Annotated in this window: 29 protein-coding genes and 1 pseudogene; 5 read left to right on the forward strand and 25 right to left on the reverse strand. The window is 36.7% G+C overall.

What is annotated here, in order from left to right; all coding sequences use genetic code 11:
- The 12 genes from ACERC7_RS07775 to ACERC7_RS07830 all read right to left on the reverse strand — a co-directional run.
- On the reverse strand, positions 1-1,119 hold a 1,119-nt coding region (locus tag ACERC7_RS07775), incomplete at its 3' end, for a recombinase family protein (RefSeq protein WP_373666612.1).
- Positions 1,119-2,693 carry a recombinase family protein gene (locus ACERC7_RS07780; protein WP_373666613.1) on the reverse strand — a complete coding sequence of 525 codons (1,575 nt, stop codon included), beginning with the start codon at positions 2,691-2,693 and terminating at the stop codon, positions 1,119-1,121. The genes ACERC7_RS07780 and ACERC7_RS07775, both read right to left, overlap by 1 nt.
- 179 nt (positions 2,694-2,872) lie before the next feature.
- A complete protein-coding gene (locus ACERC7_RS07785) occupies positions 2,873-3,013 on the reverse strand; it encodes a hypothetical protein (protein WP_373666614.1) in 141 nt (46 codons plus the stop codon).
- Positions 3,014-3,334: 321 nt separating this feature from the next.
- Positions 3,335-3,730 carry an RNA polymerase sigma factor gene (locus tag ACERC7_RS07790; RefSeq protein ID WP_373666615.1) on the reverse strand — a complete coding sequence of 132 codons (396 nt, stop codon included), beginning with the start codon at positions 3,728-3,730 and terminating at the stop codon, positions 3,335-3,337.
- 181 nt (positions 3,731-3,911) lie between these two features.
- Positions 3,912-4,070 carry a hypothetical protein gene (locus tag ACERC7_RS07795; protein WP_373666616.1) on the reverse strand — a complete coding sequence of 53 codons (159 nt, stop codon included), beginning with the start codon at positions 4,068-4,070 and terminating at the stop codon, positions 3,912-3,914.
- A gap of 25 nt (positions 4,071-4,095) precedes the next feature.
- A complete protein-coding gene (locus ACERC7_RS07800) occupies positions 4,096-4,791 on the reverse strand; it encodes a lysostaphin resistance A-like protein (RefSeq protein WP_373666617.1) in 696 nt (231 codons plus the stop codon).
- A gap of 3 nt (positions 4,792-4,794) precedes the next feature.
- Entirely contained in the window at positions 4,795-5,943 is a 1,149-nt protein-coding gene (locus ACERC7_RS07805; protein WP_373666618.1) for a thioredoxin family protein, read from the reverse strand.
- Positions 5,944-6,128: 185 nt separating this feature from the next.
- A complete protein-coding gene (locus ACERC7_RS07810; RefSeq protein WP_373666619.1) occupies positions 6,129-6,806 on the reverse strand; it encodes a lysostaphin resistance A-like protein in 678 nt (225 codons plus the stop codon).
- A gap of 28 nt (positions 6,807-6,834) precedes the next feature.
- Positions 6,835-6,978, reverse strand: a complete 144-nt coding sequence (locus tag ACERC7_RS07815) for a hypothetical protein (RefSeq protein ID WP_373666620.1) — start codon at positions 6,976-6,978, stop codon at positions 6,835-6,837.
- Positions 6,979-7,497: 519 nt separating this feature from the next.
- Complete coding sequence (locus tag ACERC7_RS07820; RefSeq protein WP_373666621.1) at positions 7,498-7,659, reverse strand: ComC/BlpC family leader-containing pheromone/bacteriocin; 162 nt, start codon at positions 7,657-7,659, stop codon at positions 7,498-7,500.
- Between the two features lie 21 nt (positions 7,660-7,680).
- Positions 7,681-8,346: a CPBP family intramembrane glutamic endopeptidase gene (locus tag ACERC7_RS07825; protein WP_373666622.1), complete on the reverse strand. Its 666-nt coding sequence runs from the start codon at positions 8,344-8,346 to the stop codon at positions 7,681-7,683.
- Between the two features lie 39 nt (positions 8,347-8,385).
- The gene (locus ACERC7_RS07830; protein ID WP_373666623.1) at positions 8,386-8,562 is read right to left on the reverse strand and encodes a ComC/BlpC family leader-containing pheromone/bacteriocin; all 177 of its coding nucleotides are present in this window, start codon (positions 8,560-8,562) and stop codon (positions 8,386-8,388) included.
- Positions 8,563-8,875: 313 nt separating this feature from the next.
- Between ACERC7_RS07830 and ACERC7_RS07835 the strand changes: the two genes are divergently transcribed.
- The 4 genes and pseudogenes from ACERC7_RS07835 to ACERC7_RS07850 all read left to right on the forward strand — a co-directional run.
- Positions 8,876-11,029 carry a peptide cleavage/export ABC transporter gene (locus ACERC7_RS07835; protein ID WP_373666624.1) on the forward strand — a complete coding sequence of 718 codons (2,154 nt, stop codon included), beginning with the start codon at positions 8,876-8,878 and terminating at the stop codon, positions 11,027-11,029.
- An 11-nt stretch (positions 11,030-11,040) separates the two neighbouring features.
- Complete coding sequence (locus ACERC7_RS07840; RefSeq protein ID WP_373666625.1) at positions 11,041-12,399, forward strand: bacteriocin secretion accessory protein; 1,359 nt, start codon at positions 11,041-11,043, stop codon at positions 12,397-12,399.
- A 99-nt stretch (positions 12,400-12,498) separates the two neighbouring features.
- On the forward strand, positions 12,499-12,627 hold the full coding sequence (locus ACERC7_RS07845; RefSeq protein WP_373666626.1) for a hypothetical protein: 129 nt from the start codon (positions 12,499-12,501) through the stop codon (positions 12,625-12,627).
- A 277-nt stretch (positions 12,628-12,904) separates the two neighbouring features.
- Positions 12,905-13,892, forward strand: a pseudogene (locus tag ACERC7_RS07850) (IS3 family transposase); the annotation flags it as partial.
- 86 nt (positions 13,893-13,978) lie between these two features.
- Here ACERC7_RS07850 and ACERC7_RS07855 read toward each other — a convergent pair.
- Genes ACERC7_RS07855 through ACERC7_RS07865 form a run of 3 tightly spaced genes read right to left on the reverse strand, consistent with a single transcriptional unit; the run spans position 13,979 to position 16,410 of the window.
- Complete coding sequence (locus tag ACERC7_RS07855; RefSeq protein WP_373666627.1) at positions 13,979-15,316, reverse strand: GHKL domain-containing protein; 1,338 nt, start codon at positions 15,314-15,316, stop codon at positions 13,979-13,981.
- 10 nt (positions 15,317-15,326) lie between these two features.
- A complete protein-coding gene (locus ACERC7_RS07860; RefSeq protein ID WP_373666628.1) occupies positions 15,327-16,067 on the reverse strand; it encodes a response regulator transcription factor in 741 nt (246 codons plus the stop codon).
- 10 nt (positions 16,068-16,077) lie between these two features.
- Positions 16,078-16,410 carry a LytTR family transcriptional regulator DNA-binding domain-containing protein gene (locus tag ACERC7_RS07865; protein WP_373666629.1) on the reverse strand — a complete coding sequence of 111 codons (333 nt, stop codon included), beginning with the start codon at positions 16,408-16,410 and terminating at the stop codon, positions 16,078-16,080.
- 87 nt (positions 16,411-16,497) lie between these two features.
- Between ACERC7_RS07865 and ACERC7_RS07870 the strand changes: the two genes are divergently transcribed.
- Positions 16,498-17,010 carry a hypothetical protein gene (locus tag ACERC7_RS07870; RefSeq protein ID WP_373666630.1) on the forward strand — a complete coding sequence of 171 codons (513 nt, stop codon included), beginning with the start codon at positions 16,498-16,500 and terminating at the stop codon, positions 17,008-17,010.
- Here the strand turns inward: ACERC7_RS07870 and ACERC7_RS07875 are convergent.
- The 10 genes from ACERC7_RS07875 to ACERC7_RS07920 form a co-directional block, all read right to left on the reverse strand.
- The gene (locus tag ACERC7_RS07875) at positions 16,946-18,826 is read right to left on the reverse strand and encodes an SAG1250 family conjugative relaxase (RefSeq protein WP_373666631.1); all 1,881 of its coding nucleotides are present in this window, start codon (positions 18,824-18,826) and stop codon (positions 16,946-16,948) included. The genes ACERC7_RS07870 and ACERC7_RS07875 overlap by 65 nt on opposite strands.
- Positions 18,813-19,178: a plasmid mobilization relaxosome protein MobC gene (gene mobC, locus ACERC7_RS07880; RefSeq protein WP_373666632.1), complete on the reverse strand. Its 366-nt coding sequence runs from the start codon at positions 19,176-19,178 to the stop codon at positions 18,813-18,815. Before mobC ends, ACERC7_RS07875 begins: the two co-directional genes overlap by 14 nt.
- A 2-nt stretch (positions 19,179-19,180) precedes the next feature.
- The gene (locus tag ACERC7_RS07885) at positions 19,181-19,543 is read right to left on the reverse strand and encodes an SAG1252 family conjugative relaxosome accessory protein (RefSeq protein WP_373666633.1); all 363 of its coding nucleotides are present in this window, start codon (positions 19,541-19,543) and stop codon (positions 19,181-19,183) included.
- Between the two features lie 330 nt (positions 19,544-19,873).
- Positions 19,874-22,516: an AAA family ATPase gene (locus tag ACERC7_RS07890; RefSeq protein WP_373657857.1), complete on the reverse strand. Its 2,643-nt coding sequence runs from the start codon at positions 22,514-22,516 to the stop codon at positions 19,874-19,876.
- Positions 22,488-23,213: an ABC-three component system middle component 1 gene (locus tag ACERC7_RS07895; protein ID WP_373657858.1), complete on the reverse strand. Its 726-nt coding sequence runs from the start codon at positions 23,211-23,213 to the stop codon at positions 22,488-22,490. The genes ACERC7_RS07890 and ACERC7_RS07895 overlap by 29 nt, the downstream gene beginning before the upstream one ends.
- Positions 23,206-24,450 carry an ABC-three component system protein gene (locus ACERC7_RS07900; protein ID WP_373657859.1) on the reverse strand — a complete coding sequence of 415 codons (1,245 nt, stop codon included), beginning with the start codon at positions 24,448-24,450 and terminating at the stop codon, positions 23,206-23,208. The genes ACERC7_RS07895 and ACERC7_RS07900 overlap by 8 nt, the downstream gene beginning before the upstream one ends.
- 15 nt (positions 24,451-24,465) lie before the next feature.
- Positions 24,466-25,224 carry a type II toxin-antitoxin system toxin PezT gene (gene pezT / locus ACERC7_RS07905; protein WP_373666634.1) on the reverse strand — a complete coding sequence of 253 codons (759 nt, stop codon included), beginning with the start codon at positions 25,222-25,224 and terminating at the stop codon, positions 24,466-24,468.
- On the reverse strand, positions 25,224-25,700 hold the full coding sequence (gene pezA / locus ACERC7_RS07910; RefSeq protein WP_373657861.1) for a type II toxin-antitoxin system antitoxin PezA: 477 nt from the start codon (positions 25,698-25,700) through the stop codon (positions 25,224-25,226). Before pezA ends, pezT begins: the two co-directional genes overlap by 1 nt.
- A gap of 74 nt (positions 25,701-25,774) precedes the next feature.
- The gene (locus ACERC7_RS07915; protein ID WP_373666635.1) at positions 25,775-26,071 is read right to left on the reverse strand and encodes a hypothetical protein; all 297 of its coding nucleotides are present in this window, start codon (positions 26,069-26,071) and stop codon (positions 25,775-25,777) included.
- Positions 26,072-26,113: 42 nt separating this feature from the next.
- A partial coding sequence (locus ACERC7_RS07920) for a DUF5945 family protein (protein ID WP_373666636.1) occupies positions 26,114-26,539 on the reverse strand: 426 nt, incomplete at its 5' end.

A 26,539-nucleotide genomic window follows, 5' to 3' on the forward strand; every position in this document is an offset into this window, starting at 1 on the left:
CTGTCTTTCTGAAGGTATTGTACCATAAACATAGTCTGTAAAATAATAGTAATCATAATTAGACTTATTGTTTGAGAAATGACGACATTTTCGAATCATTTGAGTTGATTTGGTTTTGGCATAAATCAAACCACTATATCGATTTGGAGTTTTTGCTTCAACTGACTTTCTGGTACTTTTTCTCTCACTAATCTTAGCTTGAATCCTTTCAAAATCATCTGAACTAATGTAGGCCTCATGAGATTTCTCAAAGCGAACATAGTCTTTCTGTGCTAAAGATTTATTGTTTTTTCGTTGAACTAATTGTCCTTGGTAAACTGGACTCTTAATCAATCGCAAAAGATTGGCTGATTTCCATTCTCTTGTATCCGAGTCAAGCCTAGTCAGTCGTCCCGTTTCTCGATAGGCAGTCGGTACAGCTAATCTCTCCTCATTTAGATATTTTGTCACCGCAATAATGGATTGACCTACTGTTAACTTCTCAAATACTGTTTTAAGAACGGGTTGCACAAGCGGATCAATAATGAGGTTCACTCCCTTTTCTTGCTTATCTAGCTTATAGCCATAAGGAGGAAAACTGCCTATAAAATATCCTTGACTGGCTTGATGAATATTATAGGCTATAACTTTCTTTGAAATATCCTTAGAATAAAGGTCATTGACCAAATTCTTAATTTCCACCTCAAAGGATTTCTTATCTCCTAACCCATTGAGAGTGTCTAGGTTATCATTGATTGAGATAAATCGAACCCCCATAAAAGGGAATACTTTATCAATAAGTCGTCCCATCTCAATGTAGTTGCGCCCTAAGCGTGACAGGTCTCGGATTAAAATACAGTTAATGATACCTTTTTTGATGTCATCCATCATGTCCTGGTAGGCAGGTCGGTTAAAAGTTGTGCCTGAATACTCATAGTCGATGTAGCACTTGGTTACAACTAAACCTTTCTCCTTAGCAAAAGCTCGAGCTAGACTTTCTTGTGTCTCCAAGGATTGAGATTTGTTTCGCCAGCTTTCCGTACGTTCTTTGGATAGGCGAATGTAAATGCCTGTACGATAAGTTTGAAGTGGTATCTCTTCGCTCGTTTGCTTGCGGTAGCGGTTCTTGGTGCGGGCCATTAGATCACCTCCGTCTCTTTATGAGAAAACTGCTGGAGGATTTCTAGTTCTGCCATATCATGAAACACTAAGGTCAACTCCTGATTCTCATGAATGACAATCCGGTCAAGTAAGGTCACTAAAGTGAGACGATTGAGTTCTTTATCTTTTTGGATTTCACTCAATTGCTTTAGCCACCGTTCCTTATCCTGAAGTTTGTCATACAGGGTTTGAGCCAGTGCTTTCTTTTGAGTGATGGTGTCCTCAATCTGTTTTAGCTTTTGGCGATAGCTTCGCTGAAACTCTTGGTATTCTGTATCATTGATCAAACCGTCGTCTAAATCCAAATACAAGGACTGGAGCAACTGTTCATACTTCTTACGATTCGCAAGCAGAGAAGTAAAATCAACTTCCAAAAACTGTTCTTGGTTCAAATAATCAGGAACTGCTTTAATCAGATAAGACTTCCAGTCAAGGTGTTGATGGATAAAGGTCGATACTAAGTCTAGTAATCTCTCTTGCTTTATTGCATGGCGGCTACAGCCTCGTCCATTATTGTAGGTGCTACAAATATATTGAACAGTCTCTTTGTCCTTATAGCGGAGTTTTCGTTGTACAAGCTGAGCCTGACAGTCGCTGCAAAATAATAATCCTGCAAAGAGGTCAGGCAGCTTCTTCCCATGCTTGACATCCCTTAGTAAGAGATTATTGGCTATCTCAAACGTGCTTTTTGAAATAATGGCTTCATGGGTATCTTCCACTCGTACCCAATCTTCTGGACTGACAGCTACAGATCTTTGCGACTTGTAATTGAGTTTGGTCTGTTTACCTTGTTCCAAAGTGCCAGTATAGACGCGGTTGGTCAGAATACGGTTGACCATTTTGGTATCCCACTTGTAGTTATGGCCATTAAAGCCTTTTATCTTTTCCTGACAGGCTTTTTTACGTTGTAGAGGGGTTTCTACTCCAACTTGATTAAGAAAGCCTGCAATAGCGTTTGACGAATAACCATCTAGTTTAAGGGCAAAGATTTTCTCGACAGTAGGGCGTATGGTCTCATCTACGACTAAATGATTCCGTTGCTTATCATCTTTGCGGTAACCATAGGGGGCAAAAGCTCCGATAAACTCTCCCTTTTGACGTTTGGCTTTCTGAGTACTCCTAACTTTGGTTGAAATGTCTCGACAGTAACTATCGTTGATAAGACTTTTAATAGGCATAACCAAATGCGTTTCATTGGTGTCTGCGGTCATACTATCATAGTGGTCATTGACTGAAATAAACCTAACTCCCATTGTAGGTAAAATTCGTTGAAGGTATTTCCCAGTCTCAATATAATCTCGACCGAAGCGTGATAAGTCCTTGACAATTATGGTATCAATGACCTTATCATTCACCATCGCCATCATACGGTTAAAATCAGGACGGTTAAAGGTTAAGCCACTGATGCCATCATCCACAAATTCTTCTAAAATTATAAAATCGTGATTTCTGGCATAGTCTCGCAAAAGCGAGCGTTGGTTGATGATGGAATTGCTTTCCACATTGTCCCCATCATCTCGTGATAGGCGTAAATAAATACAGGCGTTTGTCATGTGTCTCTCCTTAATCAGTGTTTAGGTGCTTANGTCCCCATCATCTCGTGATAGGCGTAAATAAATACAGGCGTTTGTCATGTGTCTCTCCTTAATCAGTGTTTAGGTGCTTACCGATTAAGGACTGAGGTTCTACAACTCTATTTTACATCATTTCTAAAAACATGTCCGCTAAAAACTCAAATTTTTTCAAGCTTTCGACCTAGTAAATCATCTAAAATATCCGTCAGACTAAGTGACTTATTCGTCACTTGCACCGTCACCTTATAACCTTCAATCACAACCTGCGGTAAATCCGCACCTGTTTGTGTTTTTTCCATAACTGTTATTTCCTTTACTATAAAATTTATGACCTCAGTGGGCAGAACTGGTTAAGTCCTACATGGGGATTGCACCCGCTGTCCTTTCTCGATGGCAGCCTAAACGGTTAGAAGTATCATTATCCTCACTTGTTGTCCTGGCAGATAGGTGACCGACCTATTTTATAGCTGATATTGCTCGCTCATATCCTAGCGTATCCGACTAAATTGCTTGACAAGTGAGAAAGTCCCACATTGGTCTATTCAGTTGTCAACGGGCAATAACAAGGACTTTAGTTCCCCTTCACTATATAGAGTGAAAATTTGACAGCTTTTACCGCCCTACTCCAATAACTTTTTGAGATAATTCAAAATTCTATCTCTCCGTCTAGCAACTGTTGAGATAGAAACTTTTTCGGACTGAGAAATTTCACTTAATGTTTTGTCCTCAAAAAACAAGTCCTTGACTAGAGTATACTCATCATCATTAAGCGTAAGCAGAGATTCATACAGTAGCTGCAAGATTTCTTTAGTCTCAATAATCCTTTCAACATCCATTTTCTCATCAGTCATAACACTTATTAATTGACTGTCAATATAATCTGAAAATGGCCTAACACGATATTGGACCTCTAATCGATTAAGATAATTTTCTCGATTTGTCAATCTCCAATACTCACAATATATTTCTTTGGAAACAGGAACTTTTATCCCATTCACATAGATAAAATATGCCATCTTAATCCTCCTTATTTAATCTTGATAAGGCTGAAAAAGGTGGTGAACGATTTTTCATAAAACACTCTCAATTTTTAGACTTCACTATTAAGAGTGAAAATTTTCATGGTTTTTACCGCTGTTTTCACAAAAAAATATAAAAAAGCGATAAAGCAAACTGCTCTATCGCCAAATATTATCACTACATGAGTTCAGTTGGTGGTTTTACTGGTGTCGGTTTTGGAATTGGTTTTGGATACTTAAAATTTGGAAATTTGTATCCAACACCATAAATTGGTGTCGTAAGATCTCCACCTGTAATGGTGGAAAGAGCAACAGCATCTAATTGTTTGATCATCATGTGATGATACCTCCTTTTAAAATTTTTAACCTAAGATTAACAATAAATAATTAACGATAGAGAAAATCATTAACAAGCTATTATTCAACAAATGAACAGCAATTGAGTCCATGATATTTCCACGCCTTGCGTAAGCCAAGTAGAAAATTGACCCTAGTGCAAAATATGTGATGAATTCTACCGGATATATAATATGCAAGACTGCAAAAATTATAGAACTGATAATCAATTTCAACCATTTTTGATTACTCTTGAAAAAATAATGGCTAAAGAATCCTCGGAAGACTAATTCTTCCATAATTGGTGCGAAAATACCAATAGCGACGTGAAAAGCTGTAAAATAGAGAGGAAACATATTTAACAACTGCTCATTGGTTGCCATCAAGGCGACATCATTAGCTGATGTTGCATTGCCCGTGACCATTTGAATTAAAAAGGTCCCACCAATGGCTACCAGACGAGTAGCAAGATAAAAGAGAAGAGCAATTCCAAAGTCTTTCCAGGTAAAGGGTAATTTTTCCTTTTCATCCTTGTTTTTATATTTTTTCCAAACAAGAACAAGGACGATACTAGCAACCAATAAATAACCTAGACTAGCAAGCCACTGCACATAAGTTGGAGTTGTCTCTTGAGTAGCAATCAATCTCATTGGAAAGATATTGACACTCAAGGTAAGAAAGATTAGCCCAATAAACTTCAGTATATTTTTAAAACGTTGCATTATCTAACCCTCCTGCTTAGTTCTCAAACGACTAATACATGCAAATCCTGAAGCCATCAAGAAAGCTAGACCGATACGCACAAGATTAATCGAATTTTCTTCTCCTGTTCTAGGTAAGGTTGTAATGCTTGAAACAGTCTGAGAGGTCTGTTGACTTACCGTTTCCTCTTTTCTAGACAATGTTGGGACACCTGAGATTTCAGTAGTACGACTTGCTAGTGGTGTTACCTGTGATGTGGAGCTTACTGGCTTAGTCAAGGTTTTTTCTTGATTTTTAGCATCAACTTTGACACTCTCATCTCTGGCACTAACTTCTTCGATAGACTTATCTGTAACCTCTTTGGATTGTTCTGAAGAATCAGCCTTGGTTTTATCAGAGGAAGAGACGGTTTCGGACAACTCTTGGTTTGAAATTTCCTCAGTATTAGCTTGATTATCTAAGACTGTGCCTGACTGTGTCCCTTCCTCTTGATCGGTTGTATTCTGTTCACCATTCCCAGTCTCTTCTGCAGGTTGTTCAGGTTCTTTTCCAAGATAGAGATAATCATAAAGTTGTTGAGCAGTTACTCCTCCTCCAACCCAACCAGAAATAGGTTGCCCATTTTTCAAATAGAGGATTGTTGGAGTTCCAGGAATACCAACTGTCTTAAAAAGAAACTCCTTAGCAGAATCATCAAAATCTTCACCATCTACATCATAGTATTCTAATTTTCCATCAACTAACGTATTAAATTCTTTCAATACTGGAGAAAATTGACGGCAATGATAACAGGTTCCACGTCCAAAATAAAGAATATGTTCTGAACCATCTTCAGTGAATGCCTGTCGAACATCAATAATGTTAATTTTATTGAAATCAAAGACATTTGTAGCATATTCTTCAGGTGTGACTTCTACTACTTCCTCAATCTCTTCCTCATTAATTTTATCAGTTGGCGACTGACGTTCCGTCAATTCTCCCTCATTCCCACTACTGCTAGGTAGTTGAGTAGATGATGTATTAGTAGTATTTTCAGATGTGTTTACTACCGAAGCTGATGACATTGTCTCAGGAGTTGCTTGGTCAGGACTTTCAGCCATGACAGAACTAGTAACCAAGGTGGTCAACACAGCTACACTGAATGATAGTGATTTAAATAATTTTTTCTTCATAACATGAAGCTCCTTTTTATTGATAATTCCATTCTACTGATTTAAGAGATAGAATATCAACAAAATCCTAAAAGGTAGTTATAATATCCTGAAATGTTTTCTAAAAATATTTAATTAAAAAATCCTCTACAGTTCAAAAATACAACCTCATAATTCATGAGATTGTATTTGATGATGAACAGTATTTATTGTTTAGTGATTAAGTCTATAACAAATACCAAGAAATAAACTATGTAGGGTAAACTGTTCCAAATGATATGTAACGTCATAGAGTAATAAATAGATTGTGTATGGCGGTATATCCCCGCAAAAATTAACCCCATCACAAAATAAGTCATAAAATCAGTGACAGATAGTTGACGTAAATGTCCTAGACTAAATAGGGTAGCAGACAAAAAGATGCTCCAGATGTCACTAAATTGTTTAACAAACCGCTTCATCACAAGGTATCTAAAGATAATTTCTTCATAAATGGGAGCAATTACACAGATAACCGCTACCAGCACATACCGAAAATAAGTATGAACTTGGTTCAAATTAGTTGCCAGCAAGGTCTCATTTTGAGTTTTTGGGAAATAGGTTTGAACAACCATTGCCCAAGCCAGCAAGGCGAAGAAGCCAAGTATCATTATTGCAACCTTATACTGTTTTTTTCGAGTGCTTTGAACAGACATTTTTTTCTTTATATATCGTGATAGATAAAGAAGCCCAAACATGACTAAGAGATTCAGCCCAAGCCAAAAAATCCATCTCCCCTCTAGTCCAAGTGGTAAACTTCGAATGAACCATCGCCCTAAAATAGGATAGAGGACCACTATCAATAAACCAATGTTAGGAATTATTTTAGACAAATTACATTTCATACACATTCACCTAAACTCCTATATATATTTAGAAGCCTGCCAAACCTTTAATAAACCCAGTTACTTTGTCCCCAAAATCTTTAAGTCCTTTTCGAATACCAGGTAAAATATTCGAACCACCAACAAATTGTTCTAGTTGTTTTTCATTTAATTCTGTATATTCTTTTTGCATTATTTTTCTCCTTCCAAATACTAATTACAGGTATAATCTACTGGGGTAATCGGTTGTTTTAGAAGTGTTTTTCTTAAAATTCGACCAGCTACCAGAGCATTGCAATATCCTTTGTAATCACCTCCCTCGATATCCTCAAGAACATCGGAGTTGAGTATATTGAATTGTTCCATTATTTTTGTATTCAAGATGAATACCTCCTGTATGATATAAATTTTTTATTTTGTCGGGTTGCACCCTTGACAAGTTTAGTATAGCATGAGAAGAAAGATTACCACCTAAAAATCTTCAAATGTACGATTTTCATCACGAAATGCCTTTTTTCATAATTTTTCGGCCGTTCAAGATTAAAAATAAAACGTTGAAGAAATGCTAAGTCCTAGCTTGCCAGAAGCATAATGATATTATGAATTTTTAATTAAAAAAACTTCTACCTAAGGCAAGAAAATCACTTTAGTCAATTAAATTGAACCGAGTGATTTTCTTGTTTACCTTAATTTTAAAAGCTGATTATATTTATCAGCAAATAGGAGTAGCTCGACAGATAGCTTTACCTACTGCATTGATGCCTTTACGAGTATTTTTCCCGATTCTGTACCAAAAATCATATGATTCATTGTCACCGCCATTGATGTATTGCAAGTCAGATGTCGTCAAAGTTTTAAATTGCTTAGTTTCCATTGTTTTTCTCCATTATTAAAATTATTTCAACAGTAGTCCAGCCATTATTGATAATACAGTAATGAGTGAATTAGTTAAGATATGGGCTAACATACTATTTCGTAAACGTCTAGATTTATAATACAATACGCTGTATAATAAACCGAATATAAAATATTCCAATAGAGCTAAAGATAGTGTGTAAGTATGAGCATAGGCGAAAAGAAATGATGAAAGAAAAATGGCAACATCTTTTTGATTTGGGTAAAGTCTAATGAGCCCTTCTAGTAGAATCCCTCTAAAAACACTCTCTTCAAGAGTTGGACCTAGGAAATGAAGACTCACCATCATAAACCACATATTAGGAGAACGTAATTGCTGTATCAGGTCATCATTATTAGCAGAAGTCACATGAATCCCAAAAAACTGCAACATCAATTTTATCCCAATAATCAGCAAGAAGATTGACATCGTCCATCCAAAAATAATTCTCAAAGATGCGTTTTCATTAACAGGACGGTTAGAAAAGCTCTTCTCTCTAATAAGAGATAAACCTCCGAATATAAGCAAGAAGGCTATTATTCCGATTATTATTTTAAGAATAATATTCTCATTAAAAAGAGTGACTCCCAGATAAGTTGGAATTTGTATCACTATGCTTAATAAGATTGCTACCATTATCAAACCACATAGTTTTAATAATTTCATTTTTCTCTCTCAATCTATTTTCTCTCACCTAACAGCTCGCTAACAACTTCCTTTATGCTTCCTGCCTTTCAATCCATCTGCAAGGCCGCAAATGCTTGATAAAAGTTGCTCGTAACCTGGCAGTAGTGGTCCCCACCAATTTCCTCCTCCACCTTCAATAGTGGCAAGTAATTCGGTGTCCAAAGATTCAAATTGTGAGATGAGTTGTGTATTCATGATGAGTACCTCCTTTATGATATAGATTTTATATTTTGTCGGATTGCAACCTTGACAAGTCTAGTATAGCACGAGAAAAAAGATTACCACCTAAAAATCTTCAAATGTACGATTTTCATCACGAAATGTCTTTTTTCATATTTTTTCAACCGTTCAAGATTAAAAATAAAACGTCGAAGAAATAGCATTAACCAATTTTCAAGCTACAAAAAATACCATTCAGGATATTATGGATACCATTTAAGATTTAGACATTTTTTTCTTTGATTTTTTGTCATAATAGTCTTGTCACTAACAAGAAAGGATTTGACAAATGACCTCTTACAAACGAACTTTTGTTCCTCAAATCGATGCGAGAGACTGTGGTGTGGCTGCTTTAGCCTCTATTGCCAAGTTTTATGGTTCTGATTATTCCCTAGCTCATTTAAGAGAGTTGGCCAAAACCAATAAGGAGGGAACAACCGCTCTTGGTATCGTTAAAGCAGCCAAAGAGATGGGCTTTGAAACCAGGGCCATCCAGGCTGACATGAGCCTCTTTGATATGGATGACGTTCCCTATCCCTTCATCGTTCACGTCAATAAAGAAGGCAAACTCCAACACTACTATGTGGTGTATCACAACAAAAAAGACCACCTCATCATTGGTGACCCTGACCCTACGGTCAAAGTCACCAAGATGACCAAGGAGCGTTTTGCTTCTGAGTGGACAGGTGTCGCTATCTTTCTTGCGCCAGAGCCTAGCTATAAACTTCACAAGGATAAAAAGAACGGCCTAATGAGTTTTCTCCCCTTGATTTTCAGGCAACGTTCTCTTATCTTTTATATCGTCTTGGCTAGCCTTTTGGTGACGCTTATCAATATTGGTGGTTCTTACTACCTGCAAGGGATTTTGGATGAATACATCCCTAATCAGATGAAGTCTACCTTAGGTATTATCTCCATCGGTCTGATCATCACCTACATCCTCCAGCAGATGATGAGTTTCTCACGAGATTACCTCTTGACCGTACTCAGCCAGCGACTAAGTATTGATGTAATTCTCTCCTATATCCGTCACATCTTTGAACTGCCTATGTCCTTCTTTGCGACACGGCGGACTGGCGAGGTCATCTCTCGCTTTACAGATGCCAATTCGATTATTGATGCTCTTGCTTCAACAATTTTGTCACTTTTCCTTGATGTCTCCATTTTGACCATCGTTGGTAGTGTGCTGTTGGTACAAAACACCAACCTCTTCCTGCTCTCCCTGATTTCAGTTCCCATTTACATCATCATTATTTTTGCTTTTATGAAGCCGTTTGAGAAGATGAATAACGATGTTATGCAAAGCAATTCTATGGTCAGCTCTGCTATTATCGAAGACATTAACGGCATTGAAACTATCAAATCCTTGACCAGCGAAGAAAGCCGCTACCATAAGATTGATAGCGAGTTCGTGGATTACCTGAACAAATCCTTCAAACTCAGTAAATACTCTATCCTTCAAACCACCCTTAAACAGGGAGCTCAACTCATTCTAAATATTGTCATCTTGTGGTTTGGTGCTCAATTAGTCATGAATGGACACATTTCTGTTGGACAACTGATCACCTTCAACACCCTTCTATCTTATTTTACCAATCCTTTAGAAAATATTATCAACCTCCAAACCAAGCTCCAGTCTGCCAAGGTGGCTAACAATCGCCTAAATGAAGTCTACTTAGTTGAATCTGAATTCAGAAACAGTCAGACCTTAACAGATTCACAGTTCCTGACTGGCGATATTCGCTTTGAAGACCTTTCCTATAAGTACGGTTTTGGACGTGACACCCTATCTGATATCAATCTGACCATCAAACAAGGCGATAAGGTCAGTCTAGTGGGGATTAGCGGCTCAGGAAAGACAACCTTGGCCAAGATGATTGTCAATTTCTTTGAGCCTTACAAGGGCCGAATCACCATCAATAACAATGACCTTAAACTGGTTAATAAAAAGACGCTTCGGCAACACATTAACTACCTCCCACAACAAGCTTACATCTTCAGTGGTTCAATCTTAGAAAACTTGACTTTAGGGGCCAATCAACTGATTAGTCAGGAAGATATTATCAGAGCTTGTGAAATTGCTGAAATTCGCCAAGACATCGAACAGATGCCTATGGGGTATCAAACAGAATTGTCAGACGGAGCTGGATTATCAGGCGGTCAAAAACAACGGATTGCTTTGGCTAGGGCACTACTGACTAAAGCCCCTGTTCTTATTCTTGATGAAGCCACCAGTGGTCTTGATGTTTTAACGGAAAAAAAGGTCATTGATAATTTAATGGCCATGACAGACAAGACCATCATCTTTGTCGCACACCGCCTCAGTATTTCTGAGCGAACCAACCAAGTTATCGTTCTTGACCAAGGGAAGGTCATTGAGACTGGTTCACATCACGAATTGATGACCAAACAAGGTTTCTACCATCATCTATTTAGCAAGTAAGGAGACTAAGCATGAACCCTAATTTGTTCAAAAGTGCTGAATTTTATCAGAGGCGCTACCATAATTTTACGACACTCTTAATTGTCCCCTTGGTATTATTAGTCGGTTTTCTTCTAACCTTCTCCCTTTTTGCCAAAAAGGAGGTTACCGTCACATCAAGAGGTGAGATTACTCCGACGACAATCATCGCTTCCATCCAATCCACAAGCAATAACCCTATCACAACCAATAATCTAGCCAATAATCAGCTGGTTAAAAAGGATGAGCTCATCATCCAATACGCTGAAACTATGGAGAGTTCCCAAAAACAAGCCCTTGAAACCCAGCTAGCCACTCTAAATAGACAGAAAACTGGACTCGAAACCCTCAAAGAAAGCCTGTCACAGGGAACAAATCTCTTTACAGGGGAGGACGAATTTGGCTATATCAATACTTTTAACAACTTTATCACTCAATCGCAGGACATCGAACGTGGTATCTCAAAAATCAATGCTGAGGTGAGTAACCAAGCCGCCCTAGCAGGTAATACCATTGCTGCGATTGACACGCAAATCAATCAAATCTATCACCAAATAGCAGAGTACGAGGAGCTTCGTCAAGCCATTACCAATAAAAGTTTGAGTTTGTCATCTGGAAATCCACACCAAGCCACCTTAAACAATTTCTTAGCCCAATCCCAGCAAGACTCCCAGACAGGATTAACGGATCAATACCTTTCCCAAATCAATCAAAGCATCTCAGGGCTAGAAGCATCCATCGCTAGTCTGAACATCCAACGAGCTGGAACTGGCTCTGTTGCGACCTATGATAACAGCTTTGGAACAAAGGTTGAGGTTCTAAGAACACAGTTTCTACAAACAGCCTCTCAGCAGCTGACCACGCTTGAAACACAAATCACAGAGCTAAAGGCACAGCTAGAGCAAGCATCCGTCCGACTAGAAAACAATACCATTACAGCTCCTGAAACAGGGGTCATCCATCTCAATAGTGAGTTTGAAGGAAAGTCTTTGATTCCAAGCGGTAGTGAAATCGCTCAGATTTACCCCGATATCCAAGAGACTAAAGCGGTACTTATGACCTATTATGTCACTTCTGAATATGTCGCCCTGCTCAAAGAGGGACAAACAGCACGTCTGAGCTTAGAAAAAATCGGCAATCAACGTGTCACTGTTATCGGAAAAATTAAATCGATCGACAGGACCGCTACTAAAACACAGGAGGGTAATCTCTTCAAGGTCACTGCATTAGCAGATATTCCAGACAAGACTAGTGACCTCATCCAATATGGTCTTCAAGGTCGAGTCACTAGTGTCATTGCTAAAAAGACTTACTTTGATTACTATAAGGATAAAATCCTAAATAACTTCTAGATGGCATTTCATGATGATATAGGTACCTTTTGGGATTTTCAAAAATTTTTTAAAATATTTTATTTATAATAAAGACATCAAATAAAGGAGGTCCAAAATATGGACAAAACTCAAACATCTTTTAAAAAATTTCCAGCAATCACCTCTGAAGACTTGCTAAAAATTTCTGGCGGAAATCTTTGGAAAAAAATTGAAAACTTTTTACTGATTAAAGATAAAGCACCTTGATTATCAAAACAACTAGAACATAAACCCTTGTCAGCCACTAGATTATCTGGTGGTTTTCTTATTTTTCTCCGCCAATAAAAACTGACCTGATGTCATAACGATAAATGCAGCGTTACAATAGATGTAAGACTTGAAAAACAAAAAAGAAAAAAATATGATATGTTATAAGCACTATACAGGAATCTATTTATGTTTAATATGCAACAAACTGAATCGGTTACACTAAACTAGACAGTCTTATAAAGTGTTCTACATTAAAGAAAACAGGAGAAAGAATATGTCTAGAAAAGTACGCCGTCATTTTACAGATGACTTTAAACAACAAATCGTTGACCTTCACACTGCAGGTATGAAACGAAGTGCTCTGATCAAAGAATATGATTTAACCCCCTCGACCTTTGACAAGTGGGTGAGACAAGCTAAAACAACGGGATCGTTCAAATCGATTGATAACCTTACCGATGAGCAGCGGGAGCTAATTGCCCTCAGAAAACGAAACAAAGAGCTTGAAATGCAGGTTGACATCTTAAAGCAAGCACAGGTGTTATGGCGCAAAAAGGGAAATAATCACTGCTAACAAGGATAAATACAGCATTTCAGTCATGTGTCGTTGGTTGAATCTCCCGCGTTCTAGCTATTATTACAAAGCTAAAAAGCCAGTATCTGAAGCGGATCTTGAAGAAATGGTGAAACAAATTTTCCTTGAAAGCAAGTCCAGATACGGTGCTCGAAAGGTCAAGCAATGTCTGGCCGCAGATGGGATTATCCTATCTCGTCGTCGTATTTGTCGAATAATGAAGCGCTTAAATCTCGTATCTGTTTATCAGCAGGCTAGCTTCAAGCCACATTCTAAAGGGAAAAACAAAGCCCCTATTCCAAATCTCTTAGCCAGACAGTTCCACCAAGAAAAACCACTGGAAGCGATTGTGACAGATTTGACCTATGTCCGTGTTGGTAAGCGCTGGGCTTATGTTTGCTTGATCATTGACCTTTATAATCGTGAAATTATTGGTCTATCAGTTGGTTGGCAAAAGAACGCAGAGCTCGTAAATCAAGCGATTCAGAGTATCCCTTACGCTTTAACCAAGGTCAATCTTTTCCATTCTGATCGTGGCAAGGAGTTTGATAATCAGCTGATTGATGACGTGTTAGGAGCCTTTGGTATCACCCGTTCCCTCAGTCAAGCTGGCTGTCCTTATGACAATGCCGTAGCTGAGAGCACCTATCGTTCCTTCAAGCTGGAGTTTATCAACCAAGAAACTTTTCACCCTTCGCTATTTTCCACAAACGATCGATAAAGAGCAGCCACTCTTAGGACATTCCAAAGAATATCCTAAGAGTGGCTGCTCTTTTAAATCTCTATTTCTAAAATCTGTGTAAAAATATAATTCTTACTAGTTGTTTTCAAACAAGCATTTGGATAAGATTTTAAAATACCTCTAACATTAGCCAATCCGATACCACGTCCTTCTCCTTTTGAAGAGACATCACGCTTAAAAATATCTTCAAGTTCTATTTCTCTCTCTACAGTAGAATTCTTAACAATTAAAACTAGTTTGTTCCACTTAGCATCTTCAAATAAACACACAATAATTCCCGCTTCTGCTGCCGCTTCTGCTGCCGCTTCTATTGCATTATCTAACAATATAGAAGTTATGGTTAAAAAATCAATTTGTTCCATATTCTTTATTGAGACAGGTTCAGTAATCTCCAAGGAAACTGGTACGACTAAACTCTGTGCTTCCGATAACTTCGACAGCAACAAACTCTTCAGCGATAAATCGTTGATATTTTTGAGCTGTACCACATCAAAGCGCCTGCCTTTTAAGGACTTACCTGAGTCTTTCAAAACAGTATCATAAACTTCAGAAATCACGTTAATATCTTTTTGATCAATACCTATCTTTAAACTAGCCAAAATATTAGCATAATCATGTCTAAAGCTTCTGACTTCTTGATAAAGTCCTTCAACTTGTTGACTATAGTTGTTAATATTTTGCAATTGAATCTCCTTCTGCAAAACAACTTGTTCTTGCAATTCTTGGCGCAAGTTTCTATCCAATAAATTGACAAAACAAATAAATAATAAAAAATAAATCGCTGTCAATAATTCTTGATAATTTGACATTCTATTCCAACTTACTTTATCAATGTAACTCATATAAGGCGGTAAAATGAAATAAGCTAGCATTAGACCATTCGCAGTAATTAAGGTAATTTTTGTCTTTTTATCAAGCGTCTTTACTTTTAAATGGCTAAAATCATATCGGAAGATACTAATTAAACATAGCACAACAATTTTAGCAAACAAAGAAAAAATCATTATTCCCAGATTAGTTTCATATAGACCGTGCAATAGTGGAATCTTAAATATCACAAAATAAACTAAAAAATTTTTGATGACATCCCAAAATCCAAGCGGAAACAATGAATAAAACAATAATAAAGAAATTTTACTTCGTAGATTATCCATCGATAAGGCATATAAAATAAAATATGTGGGATAAAGCAATAATGAACCAATAAAGTAAAATTCAGATGATTCCAATAGACTAATAAATAATACTGTCAAAATATAGAACAGACTAATAGCTATTACTATTCTTTTAAGAGTAACTCTCTCACCTACAACCTTCGCATAGATGCATAATAACAGAAAAATACCTAAACTATTAAGTAAAACTTCCACCTAAAACTCCTTAATCATGAAGTCTCTCAACAACTTTCATGAGTGACCGTATCTTTAATCTTGAAACAATACAAGATGACCCATTTTGAAACTTAACGACTCTATTTTCTCTATCAATTGAAGATATATTATAAGGATTGACAATAAAAGACCGATGACATTGAAATAATCGTGGCTCCTGTTCAAGAATATCTGATAATTGTCCATAAAACTCAAGAATATCACGTTTTGAATATAAAATCAGCTTATGTGAAATCGATGAGGTCTCGATATATAATAAATCTTTAAAAGGGACTTGAATCTGAGCTTTAGGACCAGTAAAGACAAAGGAATCCTCAGATACCGTCTCCCCTTGGCTATCATTAACAAATGAAATGACATTTTCGATGCGTTTTATAAAAGCTGATTCAGGTAATTCCTTATCAATGAAATCAACTGCTGATACGAGATACTCAAAAGATACAGGCATAAACTCAGAATGTGTTGTTACAAAGGCAATCGTAGCCTCTGAATCTAGCTTTCTAATTTCTCTTGCAACATCTAATCCTCTTTTTTCATCATCTCTTATCTCGATATCAAGTAAAAACAATTGATGTCTCCCTCTTTCTGAAATATCCTCTAAAAGTTGACCAGGTTTCCCATAAACCTCAAAATGCTTACAGTCAATCTTTTTATCCGCTAGAATCTTTTGAACAATATCTTCTATTCTAGTCTGTTGTAAAAAATTATCTTCTAATATGAAAATATTCACTTCATCTCTCCTACATTTTTTTCCACTGATTTTTTAAGATTGTAAAATATCTCCGTGAACAAGCGATATCGGAAATCCTATCATCAAAAAACATAATTGTTCTTGTTTCATGGTTAAATCCTGCTATTTTATCCCTATGAACCAAAAACTTTCTATGACACCGAACAAACTTTCCTGAACTTTCCTCTTCAATCTTAGATAAAGAAACTGAAGATTCAAAAGTACCTTCGGTTGTTACAAAAATAACAGAATGAGCTTTTGTCGGATGTGTTGTAATGTAATAAATTTTAGAGAGTGGCACTTTTACTACCGCTCTACCTTGATATAAAATATAGTCTTTCATGGTTAACCTCCTTCTATCATTTTTATCTTATCATAACTAGGAAGGCTATTGTGTTAAAAATCTTAGATGGTAGCTATAATATCTTAAATGGTAAAAATCACCTTAGTTTTGACATTTCATGATGAAATAGATACTTTTCAGTATCTCAATAAAGCTAATCTTCCTTACTTTGATAAACTAATATCAAAAGAAAGGAAAGCTATGAAGTCAATTCAAATTTTACACTATTCTTTATTTGGCTATATTTTATATTTATATTTAAATTATTATTTCTTAAGAAAAACAGTCAGAAATACAAATATTTTACAAGGACATAAGATTAACTACAACTATAAATCTTCTACTTATTTTATCATAAAATCAAAATTTTTAACAGTTGAAAAAATGGATCTCTATTTAAAAGATATCCGATTTCGTTCAGAAAAATCAGAAGTCATCATCATAGGTAGCCATATTGATTATGAAGAGCTCTTCAAAAATCATTATCGGGTATTTGGCGTGATTGATACGACAAACAATAAATCATTAACATTTATCAGAGACCAAGTTCATTTTTACTTGGATGGCCTTTACGGTCAAGGAAAGATAGAGACTGACTAATCGTCTGAACGAATTTCTCTAGCCTTCTAATCTTATATTCGTAATCATCTATCCATTTCATCATGGATTTTTGATTTTCTGCTATTTCTTTCTCAACCTGCTCCAGTTTAATGGTCGGTGTCAGGTTCATCTTGGCATAATCATATTTTGCCAGTCTTCTATTTTCTGGGTCTGAGTTGTTGAGATTGATTAAAACCTCTGCTACCTTGTTAAGATGAGCAACCTTATCCTGCAAATCTGTAATGGTCAAATCCAGCTGGGCGATGTCCTTGATTAACTCGTCTTTGATTTCCTGATAAGATTGGTTGTTGAGGTCTAACTTAATGAGAAGATTAACCTCTGCGATTTTCTCTTTAAGACTGGCAATCGTTGGCCGCCTGCGTTTAGGGATATGCTTGCTGTCGTGAGTGAGTTGACGAATTAGCTCACGGCCTCTCATGTAACGATTGAGGTCTGAACTTTCTTTGTTGTAGATGAAAAACTGAGCGGTCTCACGGATAAAAACATGGTAGGTCTTGCCCTGCTCGCTCTCATGAATATCCAAGTTACGGTTCGGGATAAAGACCAAGCCGTCTTTTTTGATGCCGTAAGTCATCTTGATGAAGATGCCGTCCTTGACCAGCTTGTCAAGCTGGTGGTCTACTAGAACAACTTCAAACTCCTGAATCTTATCTCGCTTCTCCTTGAAATCCTTGTAGGCTGCCAAGAGTTCTTCACTAGGGAGCTTGTCCTTGTCCTGCTCTTCTTGGTAGGTTTCAAAGTCTGAGACCAGATTAGTCAAATCAGGGTCTGGTATGATGTCTCTGTTATCAAAATACTCTTCAAAAAACTGGACATCGTAGAGGTGTTTTGTGCTGACCTTTTTATTCTCAATGGAAATGGTTCGGTCGTCCTCTTTCAAGGTAAAAGTCACATGCTTTTTCTTTTGAGAGATTTTTAGATTTAACTGCTCTGCTATTTCCAAAAGATGAGAGAGGTCACGTGCTCTGGGCAAGATAAAATCCAGTCGCTGCTCAATGGCTCGTTTGGCAAAATGCTCTCTGAAATAATCCTCGGTGTAGGGCTGTCGCTTATCCAGCTGATTGCCGCGAATGACCTGCTTCATGTCTCGATCGGTCATGAAAAATCTGGCGTGCTTACGAGAGAAATCCATCTCCACGTTGAGAGCGGGAGCCTTGGCCATAAAGTCCTCAAAGCTCTTGCTGTTCTCCATCAGAAAATAGAGCCGCTGCTTGAGTTCAAACTTGTGATTAGTCTTTCGATAGGTTTCAAACTGCTCATGCGAGTAACGATTGGGCGGGAGAATTTTTGCTCCTGCTTCCTTGGCCAAGCGGTCAGAAATCAGGCGAAGGTTTCTCTCTTGGGCATAGTCCCATTTGAGCTTTTTGTACGAATTGAGGTCAATGGAATTTATCAGGATATGGTTATGGATATGGTCTTTATCGGTGTGGGTTGTGACGATGAAACGAAAGTTGCCCCCTGTCAACTCCTTGATAGTCTCGTAACCAATGCGGTTAATCTCTTCAGCTGTCAGATTATCTTCAGGAGAAAAGGACTGAATCAAGTGATGGGCGTGGATTTTGGTCTGCTTGATTTGCTGGCGGTCGTTCCTGGAATCATAGAGCCGATCATTGTTGGTCAAGTTGGCCTGATACATCTCCACCAACTCCTCATATGTGGGAAAATCCAGGTAATTGCTCATGCCAAAATCAGAGACCAACTTCAGCTGCTTCGTCTTTTCTGGATTGAGAATGTACTTGATGAGGCTCTTGCGGTACTTGGTGCTGTGAACCGCAAAGTGCTTAGTGACGACCATAAAACTCCTTCAACTGCTGGCACTTGATGTTAAAGTCCTTCTCCACTTCCTTGATGAGTTGACTAATGCCCTGCACCAAGAGTTCACGGTCGCTTGATGTTAAGATGTGAGTCTGATTGACTGTCCGTGCAATTTGATTGAGGTTGTTTCCGATACGTTTCAGTTCAAAGACCAGATTCTCATAGTTACTGGTCTCAATGGTCAGAAAGGTCATGTTGGGATTGAGCAGCACCTTTCTGGCATAAGCAGAGAAATTTTTACAGCCACTCTGTCCGATACGGTCGTTCAAAGTTGCCAACTCCTGGTCTGTCAGAAAGACTTTTTTGAGGTTGGTACGATAGCGATTTTCCATATCTAACCTCCCATGTACTTATCACGAAAATCTGGACTGAGTGGGATAGACTTCTCTACTTCAGCCATCAGCTCTTGCACACAGGTCAAGATAATTCGCAAATGCTCTGCCGTGACCTGCTGGGTCTGTTCGGCCATGATAGTCACCTGTAAGATGTCTCGGCTGATTTGTTCAATCTTCTGAGACTGCCAGAGGGCAAACCAATCCGTTACTGCCTGCTTCCTCTCAACCAAGTCCATCAGCTTTTGACGGACAAAGGGTGAAAACTGGTCAGCGTGCTCCTGCTTCATCAGATTCTGAATCATCTCTAACTCCTCTGGGGTTAGATTGATTTCCTTACGGATAATGCGATAGTGGTCTGTCATCTCGTTATACTCCTTCTCTACTTGCCCCTATCGGGTCAGCCCCGATACCGTATGGGATACGGGTGCTTCCAAAAAGCCTCAACGCTTCGCTTTTCGGCTTTTGCGAGCTCAGTTATTGTGTCCACAATAACCCAAAATCTAATCGCCAGCTGAACCAAAACCTTACAGGTTTGTCAGCCGACGATAAGAAACTATGGTGGCTTCGCCCCCAAACCCCCAATCAAAAATCAAGGGTTGATTTTCTAAACCTAGATAGAGTGTAACAAGACAGAGCTGGAAAAATTATCACAGGAAAAGAAAAAGAGCCAAATGGCTCTTGGAAAAGAATACTTATCCTTGTAACTCTCTTACATTTTTATAATCAATGTCAACTTGTGAATTTGAATTGACAAATTTATACCCCATAAATAGCGCATTGTAATCACTATAAGTTGATAAGATAATTTGATACTTATCAATAATGCCATGACGTAAAATCTCAATAAACGATAGTACATTCATTGCGTCCATATCTTGAATTGGATCATCTATCATTAAGAAATTCAAGTTATCGGACAACTTAAACATCGTATTTAATGACAGAGTAAACGCAAGTGATACAACAGCCAACTGCCCTGTACTTAGTTGATTCATGACATCATGATCATTATTCGGGTCAGATTTAAATCTAATAATTGCAGTCTTTTCATCACTACTATCCGTCGCTTTTCTATAGGTCAAGAAAATCCCCATGCCTTGCTGATAATTTTGTAACATTTTTGCAGAATAGATAAAGAATGGAATGCGTAGCTTTTTAACAATACTTATTTTGAACTGTTTCACTTCTTCTTTATATATAGTATTAATATGTTCTAATAGTTCCTTCGTTGTTCTCAATATTTCTATCTGACTTGATAAATCTTGGAACTGCTGATTTTGAATCAGTTTATACTGTTTATCTAGATAGAGTTTCTTCTCTTCTAAATCTTTAATACGAACATCCTCTAATACTGCCACTGTACTTTGAAAATATGTAGGAAATATATTTTCAGCATCTACTATCAGATTCTCGTTAATGGCATACTTTTCGTCAATTGCTAAGTGGATAGCCTTTTTTAATTCATGCAATCGACTCTCAATTATATCTATATTTATCTTCGAATATGAATTTGATTCTAATTGGTATGTTTCAAACTGCAATTCAGGAAATTCTACTCTTAAATCGCCCAGTTCTCTCTTCATATTTTCCAGATTGTTAATATCTAGTACTCTATAAACATCATCATCAACCACCAATTTAGATCGAAATTCTTGCAAGTTAAACCGGTACTGCTGGTTATAGCCATCAAATGCTAAACTCCCCAACTCATAAGATACCATAGTTGTGTATGACTGAATAAATGTTTTAAAAACTTCAACATTTTTAGAATATCTTTGATACGAACTGCGTAATTCTTGTAATTTATCTAATAACTTTTCATCTACATCCGTAGAAAAACTATTTATTTCATCAGTGATTTTCTGCTTCAGTTGCTGGATTGATTCATTCAGCCATAATTGAACTTCTTGTAACCGCTGACTATCTCTAGATGAAATTTCAGACAGATAAGTCCCGTAACTATCATAAGCCCTCTTTAAGTCATTGAAAGAAGCAAACTGTGTGTTACAAAATGGACATCCATTTTCATCAACATGATTATGTTGTCTTAGCTGATTAAATTTTTTACCTAGTTCTCTCCGTAACTGTTGTAAATCACTTAAGTTTTTGTCCGTTTGTCCAATACTTTCTCTTAGTGTCTGGTAACGTGTAAATTGAGATTTAAGTGATTCAAAATCATTTGAGAGGCGATCATTTTGAATATACTGAAAAGACTGTGCTGTCATTTGATTGATATCATTAGATAGAACGGCCCAGTATTGATTTAATTGTTGTCTGCGTCTATAATCACGACTTACAGACTCAAATGTTTGAAGATAATTTTCTAAAAGTACATATTCAAATAATATTGGATTCTCTAATGTATATTTTTCCCACTGCCATTGATAATTGGGTCTTTGAACAAGTGGAGATAAAATATAGAAACGTAAAGCATTATCAAGTATGCTGATGTCTTTCTTGCGCTTATCTCTTTCCAATTGTCGTTGATATTCAGGAATTGAAAAATTCTGCTTAAATTCAATAATATTCTGAACTATAGCTTTCAAATCTTCTAACTGATCGAGATTCTCTATAGAAAATGGACTCTCTGTATCAAATGGGAATACCTGATGATTGAACAATCTTTGATAAGGGATGTTAGCTAATTGTTGCTGAGTAAAGCTATTTTTTTCTTTTTCAAGATTACTTAATTTACTAGTAACTTCACTAGTGACTCTATCAATCTTTTCTGTTTTTTCATCTATCTTGTCAGTTTTTACCAAAAAAGATAGATGATTACTTCGTTGTTGCTCATTTTGTTTTAAGAAAAATGTCGTCTCTTCTTGCTGAATATAGTTAAATAGATTGAATATCTTAGCAATGTCATATTTCCCATTTATATTTAGAAATTTATCAATTGTATCTTGATTTATGGTAGATAACTTCACATTATCTACGTTTTTAAAATTTTCATCCGTTGTTTCATCTTGGCGGAATAACTCAAATTGACTAATAGACTTTTTTGGAGCAAATACTTTTCCACTAGCAAGCTTAGTATTAGTCAACTGTCTAACAACAACTAACTGTTCACCATTTCTTTTTTTCAACCATAATTTTATACAAACTGATTCATTTTTATCATTTTGAAAAAAAGGTTTATTATATGCAATATTTTCTCCTGTTACTTTATTTACTCGAGAAATATTGCCTGTCAAACCTAACTCTACTGCATCAAAAATAGTTGTCTTTCCAAAACCATTCGGTCCAACTAAAAAAGTGATCTGGTCGCTAAAATCAATAACCGTTTCATGTCTAAAATTCTTAAAATTATAAAGTAAAATCTTCTTTATTTTCACAAACTAAATCCTCCAAAATGTGTCGCAAACCATCTATTATGGTAGTATCTTCAAGTTGTGAACCGATATTATCATCATGAAACAACTCTAAAATCTCATCCACCTGCTTCTCTTTTTTTACTAGCCCTAAAGAGTGGATTCGTGATTTAATTTTATCATCAATTATTTCAAAGTGGTCTCCTGAATGAGGCAGAGAAATAAATGGTAGCTTAATAATCAATTGCATGGCAATAAAGTAAGTATCATCAAAAAACATATTTCTTTCAAATTTATCAAATAAATTTTCTCCGCCTGAATCTCCCTCATTGTTCTGAATATAATCCAATAAATATTGAACAGATGGTTCAAGTTTTTCAAGACCTTCCTCAGTATAGAAAATAACATACTTCCTAAAATAGTACTCATCTTCTTCAATAGTCACTGTTGTGTTTAAAAACTGATTATAAAATCCATGCATATCATTCACTTTAACTAAAACAAATAGGGAAGTGTTCTTTTGGATTTTATCGTCTTTTAATTCTTGAAACTTTGAAATCAAATCATCCAGACTATCGCTATTAAAAAATTTTTCAAATTCTTTGACTTCAAAATTTTGGATAAGAAAAAATTCATATCCATTGCCAAACAACTTCAATTTGGTATTTTCAATCAAATTGTATCCGCTAGAATCCATAATACTAGCTAAAAAATTATTCATTTTTCTCTCCTCTTAATTTCTCGACCGTATTCTCAATATCAATAAATTCAAGATAATTTGAAAATAGATTATCCTGCATGGAAGGTTGTTGTCCATATGGTGATATAATATCCACATTTTGTAGGTCGTGTTCAAGTAATGGCGAGTTTATTCTCCCATTTACAAGATAATCTACTTCAAAACTTGCTTTTAGAAACCCCCTATTATTTCTAATAGTTTGAATAAGGTTACCCACTTCTCCCTTTTTATACTTTTTGTTGATTAAACTTAATCTGTAACTTGATTTCGTTGAATTATAACGTAGCTCATAAATATTAAAAAATTTCTGATTGATTTCTTTATAAAATTCATAAAATATTTCTTCAAAAACGTCTTCATCAAGTAATGAATCTAGCAACTGTTCTTCTTTCAAAGCATTTATGCTCTTGTGCGGATGTAAGTCGATTATAAAAGATTTAAATTGCTCGGGTGATAAGTTTAAAATTTCATTAAATAAATACGAATCAATATTTTCATCAAAATTTTTATTCCAATAGATTTCAAATAGTCTTTTTAATCTTCGAATTGACTGTTTTTCGCGTTTTTCGGTAGAAGTAACAATCTTATAAATCTCTGAAAATAAAATTACTGGATTTGATCCTCCTCCAGCTTCATGCGCCTCTCTTATTTTTGCACACAGTAAATCCTTCAATTCAAATAAAGTTTCACTAATATGGTCATCATCATCTTTAAGGCTATGACTGCATTCCATAAGAATACTTTTTATTTCTATCTTACAAAAATTATCTATTTTAGATTCACTAACATTAGTCAATTCACAGTACTGGTTACCATCAGGATATTGATACAGTTTTACATTACGAAACTGTATCTGTGGTGTCTTACCTTTTTGCTTATCTTTATACTCTTCAAATCCATCAATTCTACAAATTGTATGCAAATACATTGAATTTTCATCAACACCTTGATTATTAAAATTTACCAATACATCCCTGTAAGAACTAGGAACTTTTCCACTTGTTTTCGCCTTTACTTGATGCCTTGAAATAACTATCTTATTTTGAACGATATCTACATCTTCACCATCCTTTTTTTCAAATTCTATAGAGTAGCCATTATAATCTTCGCCTTTTTGAAGTAGCTCACGCAGTTCCTTCAGAGCTAAAAAAATACCAACCTGTCCTTGATGATTATAGCCGCTCCAACTAGATGTCGCATTATTCTTTCCACCTGCCACTTTCAACAATCTCCTCTAAATTCTTAACTCCCTCAACCGCTCTTGCCCCACCCTCAGCATCTCTTCCTCCACCTTGCTCCACTTTCCGAAGAGACATTCTTGTAGCACTTCTGCTGCTGAACCTTCATCTGTTTCAGAATCATAGACACAGGTTCTATCCCTCTGATATATTTGAATCTGGTCAAAGAGTTTATCGTTTTCTAATTCTCTTAGATTATCAACTAAGCTCTCTACAATACCATCGTGATGCTTTTTAGGGGTTGCTCTAGCTTGGCTTGGATTCACCGCATAGACTTCCTCGTAACGAATTAAGGTGCTGAGATAGGACAATTCAGGCTTAGTTGCTATCAATGCTAGTGAGACTTGATATCCCCTTGATTTCAATAGCTGTGCTGTTTTTCGTGGGACTTCTGTCGTTCTCAAAGTTCCTTCAATTAACAAATGATAGCCTTGTTTGCTCAATTCTTTTACTAGGTGTTCAACCATTTTCCCTGCAAAAACTTTAGTGTAATCAACACTATCTTTACCATATTTTTCTTGTAAAGCAAGGTAATTGGGGTGAAAAGAACGATAGCTATCTCCATCGATAATGATGATATTACCTTGAAATTCTTTCTGCTTGATACGGTGTATCGTTGTTTTACCTGCTCCGCTTTGCCCACCAAGCAAAATTGCTATTGGATTAACTGATGTCGTTTTACCACGAGTTAATGAGCGAACAATCCGTTTTAAGGCTAAGTCAAAATCATCTTGGCCAAATTTTTCTAACCGCATTAAGCCACCACCTGATGACGAGCAAGATCCAACATACGCTCAATACCATCCAAATAACCATTGTAGCGCTCTACTTCATCAAACGTGTTAACCAGGTAAATCCTAGTATTGATAAGATCCGACAAGTCATCACTCATCAAAATCCAAGGATTAGTCTCATCGTCAAAAGCTATTCCTTGACTATCTTGATAGCTATATAGTTGGGATAAAATCGCTGCTCCACGCTCTTTAATAACTTCTATTTTTAGCGTCAATTGATAATCTTCTACTGGAGTTAACATCTTTTCTTCTCCTACAATATCCAAATAAGAGACATTAAATTGATGACAAATGCGATCAATCAGTTCAGTTGATACAGAGCTAATACCGTTCTCGTAACGGCTCAGGCTATTACGGGAAATACCGATCTTCTCCGCAAATTCTGATTGAGATAATTGTTGCTCTTGGCGGAGTGCCTTAATATTTGCTTGAATCATGGGTAACCTCATTTCTATTTTCAACTCTATTATAGCACAAACGCAAAGAACTTGCACCATTTTTGGTGCAAGTTCTATTTCTTACTCTGCTTAAACTGCTCTATCCGATTTTCCAACTCTTCTGTCTTTAACCTTGCTCTGGCTGTCTCAATACGGTCATCTAAACTCTCTTCCTGAACAACAAGGCTCGTTGGTTCAGGATAACTTGCTGGCGCTTCTTGCTCCTCTTGGCTAAAAACTAAATTGATTAACTTTTCAACCTTGTCTAACTCTGTATCCGTCATGGCTGATAAGGTATGAATCAAAGACTTGAAACGGTCTGATGATAGTGAAACGTTCTTCTCTTTAGGTTTGAATAGGTCTCTTAACATGCTGCTCCTTTCGCAAAAAACAGTCCCAGAAGGACTGTTCGCTTAGACAAGTGTATCCATCGCCTTTAGAATGGCGGTGATGGTTTTTATGGTGTTGCCTTTCTCATTGACCAATCCCTGCAAACGGTCAAGCTCCAACTGGTAGTTGCTCATGTCTGCTTCATGACTGGTGAGCTGTTTCTGAAGATGCTCCTTGTAAAGCGTGGTTGGGTCTTTGTCCAAAATAGGGCTGGGAAGTGCTACTACTGCTGGTGACATTTCGGTATTTTCCTGCGAGGCTTGTTGTAATTCACCAGCCTTTAGTTTTTGAAATTCTGCCTGATAATCAACCGTTTCTGTTGTAGGACTTGGTGCTGGGTCACCTTTACCAAAAAGTGCCGCAATCTTTGCTCGTTCCTGGTCTGGTGTAGTGGGTGTTGGTTGGTCTAGTGAACCGTCATAGGTCCAGTCTGTTTGTGTCGTCATTCT

Source organism: Streptococcus sp. E17BB, from assembly GCF_041807725.1.
Classification (GTDB): Bacteria; Bacillota; Bacilli; order Lactobacillales; family Streptococcaceae; genus Streptococcus; species Streptococcus entericus.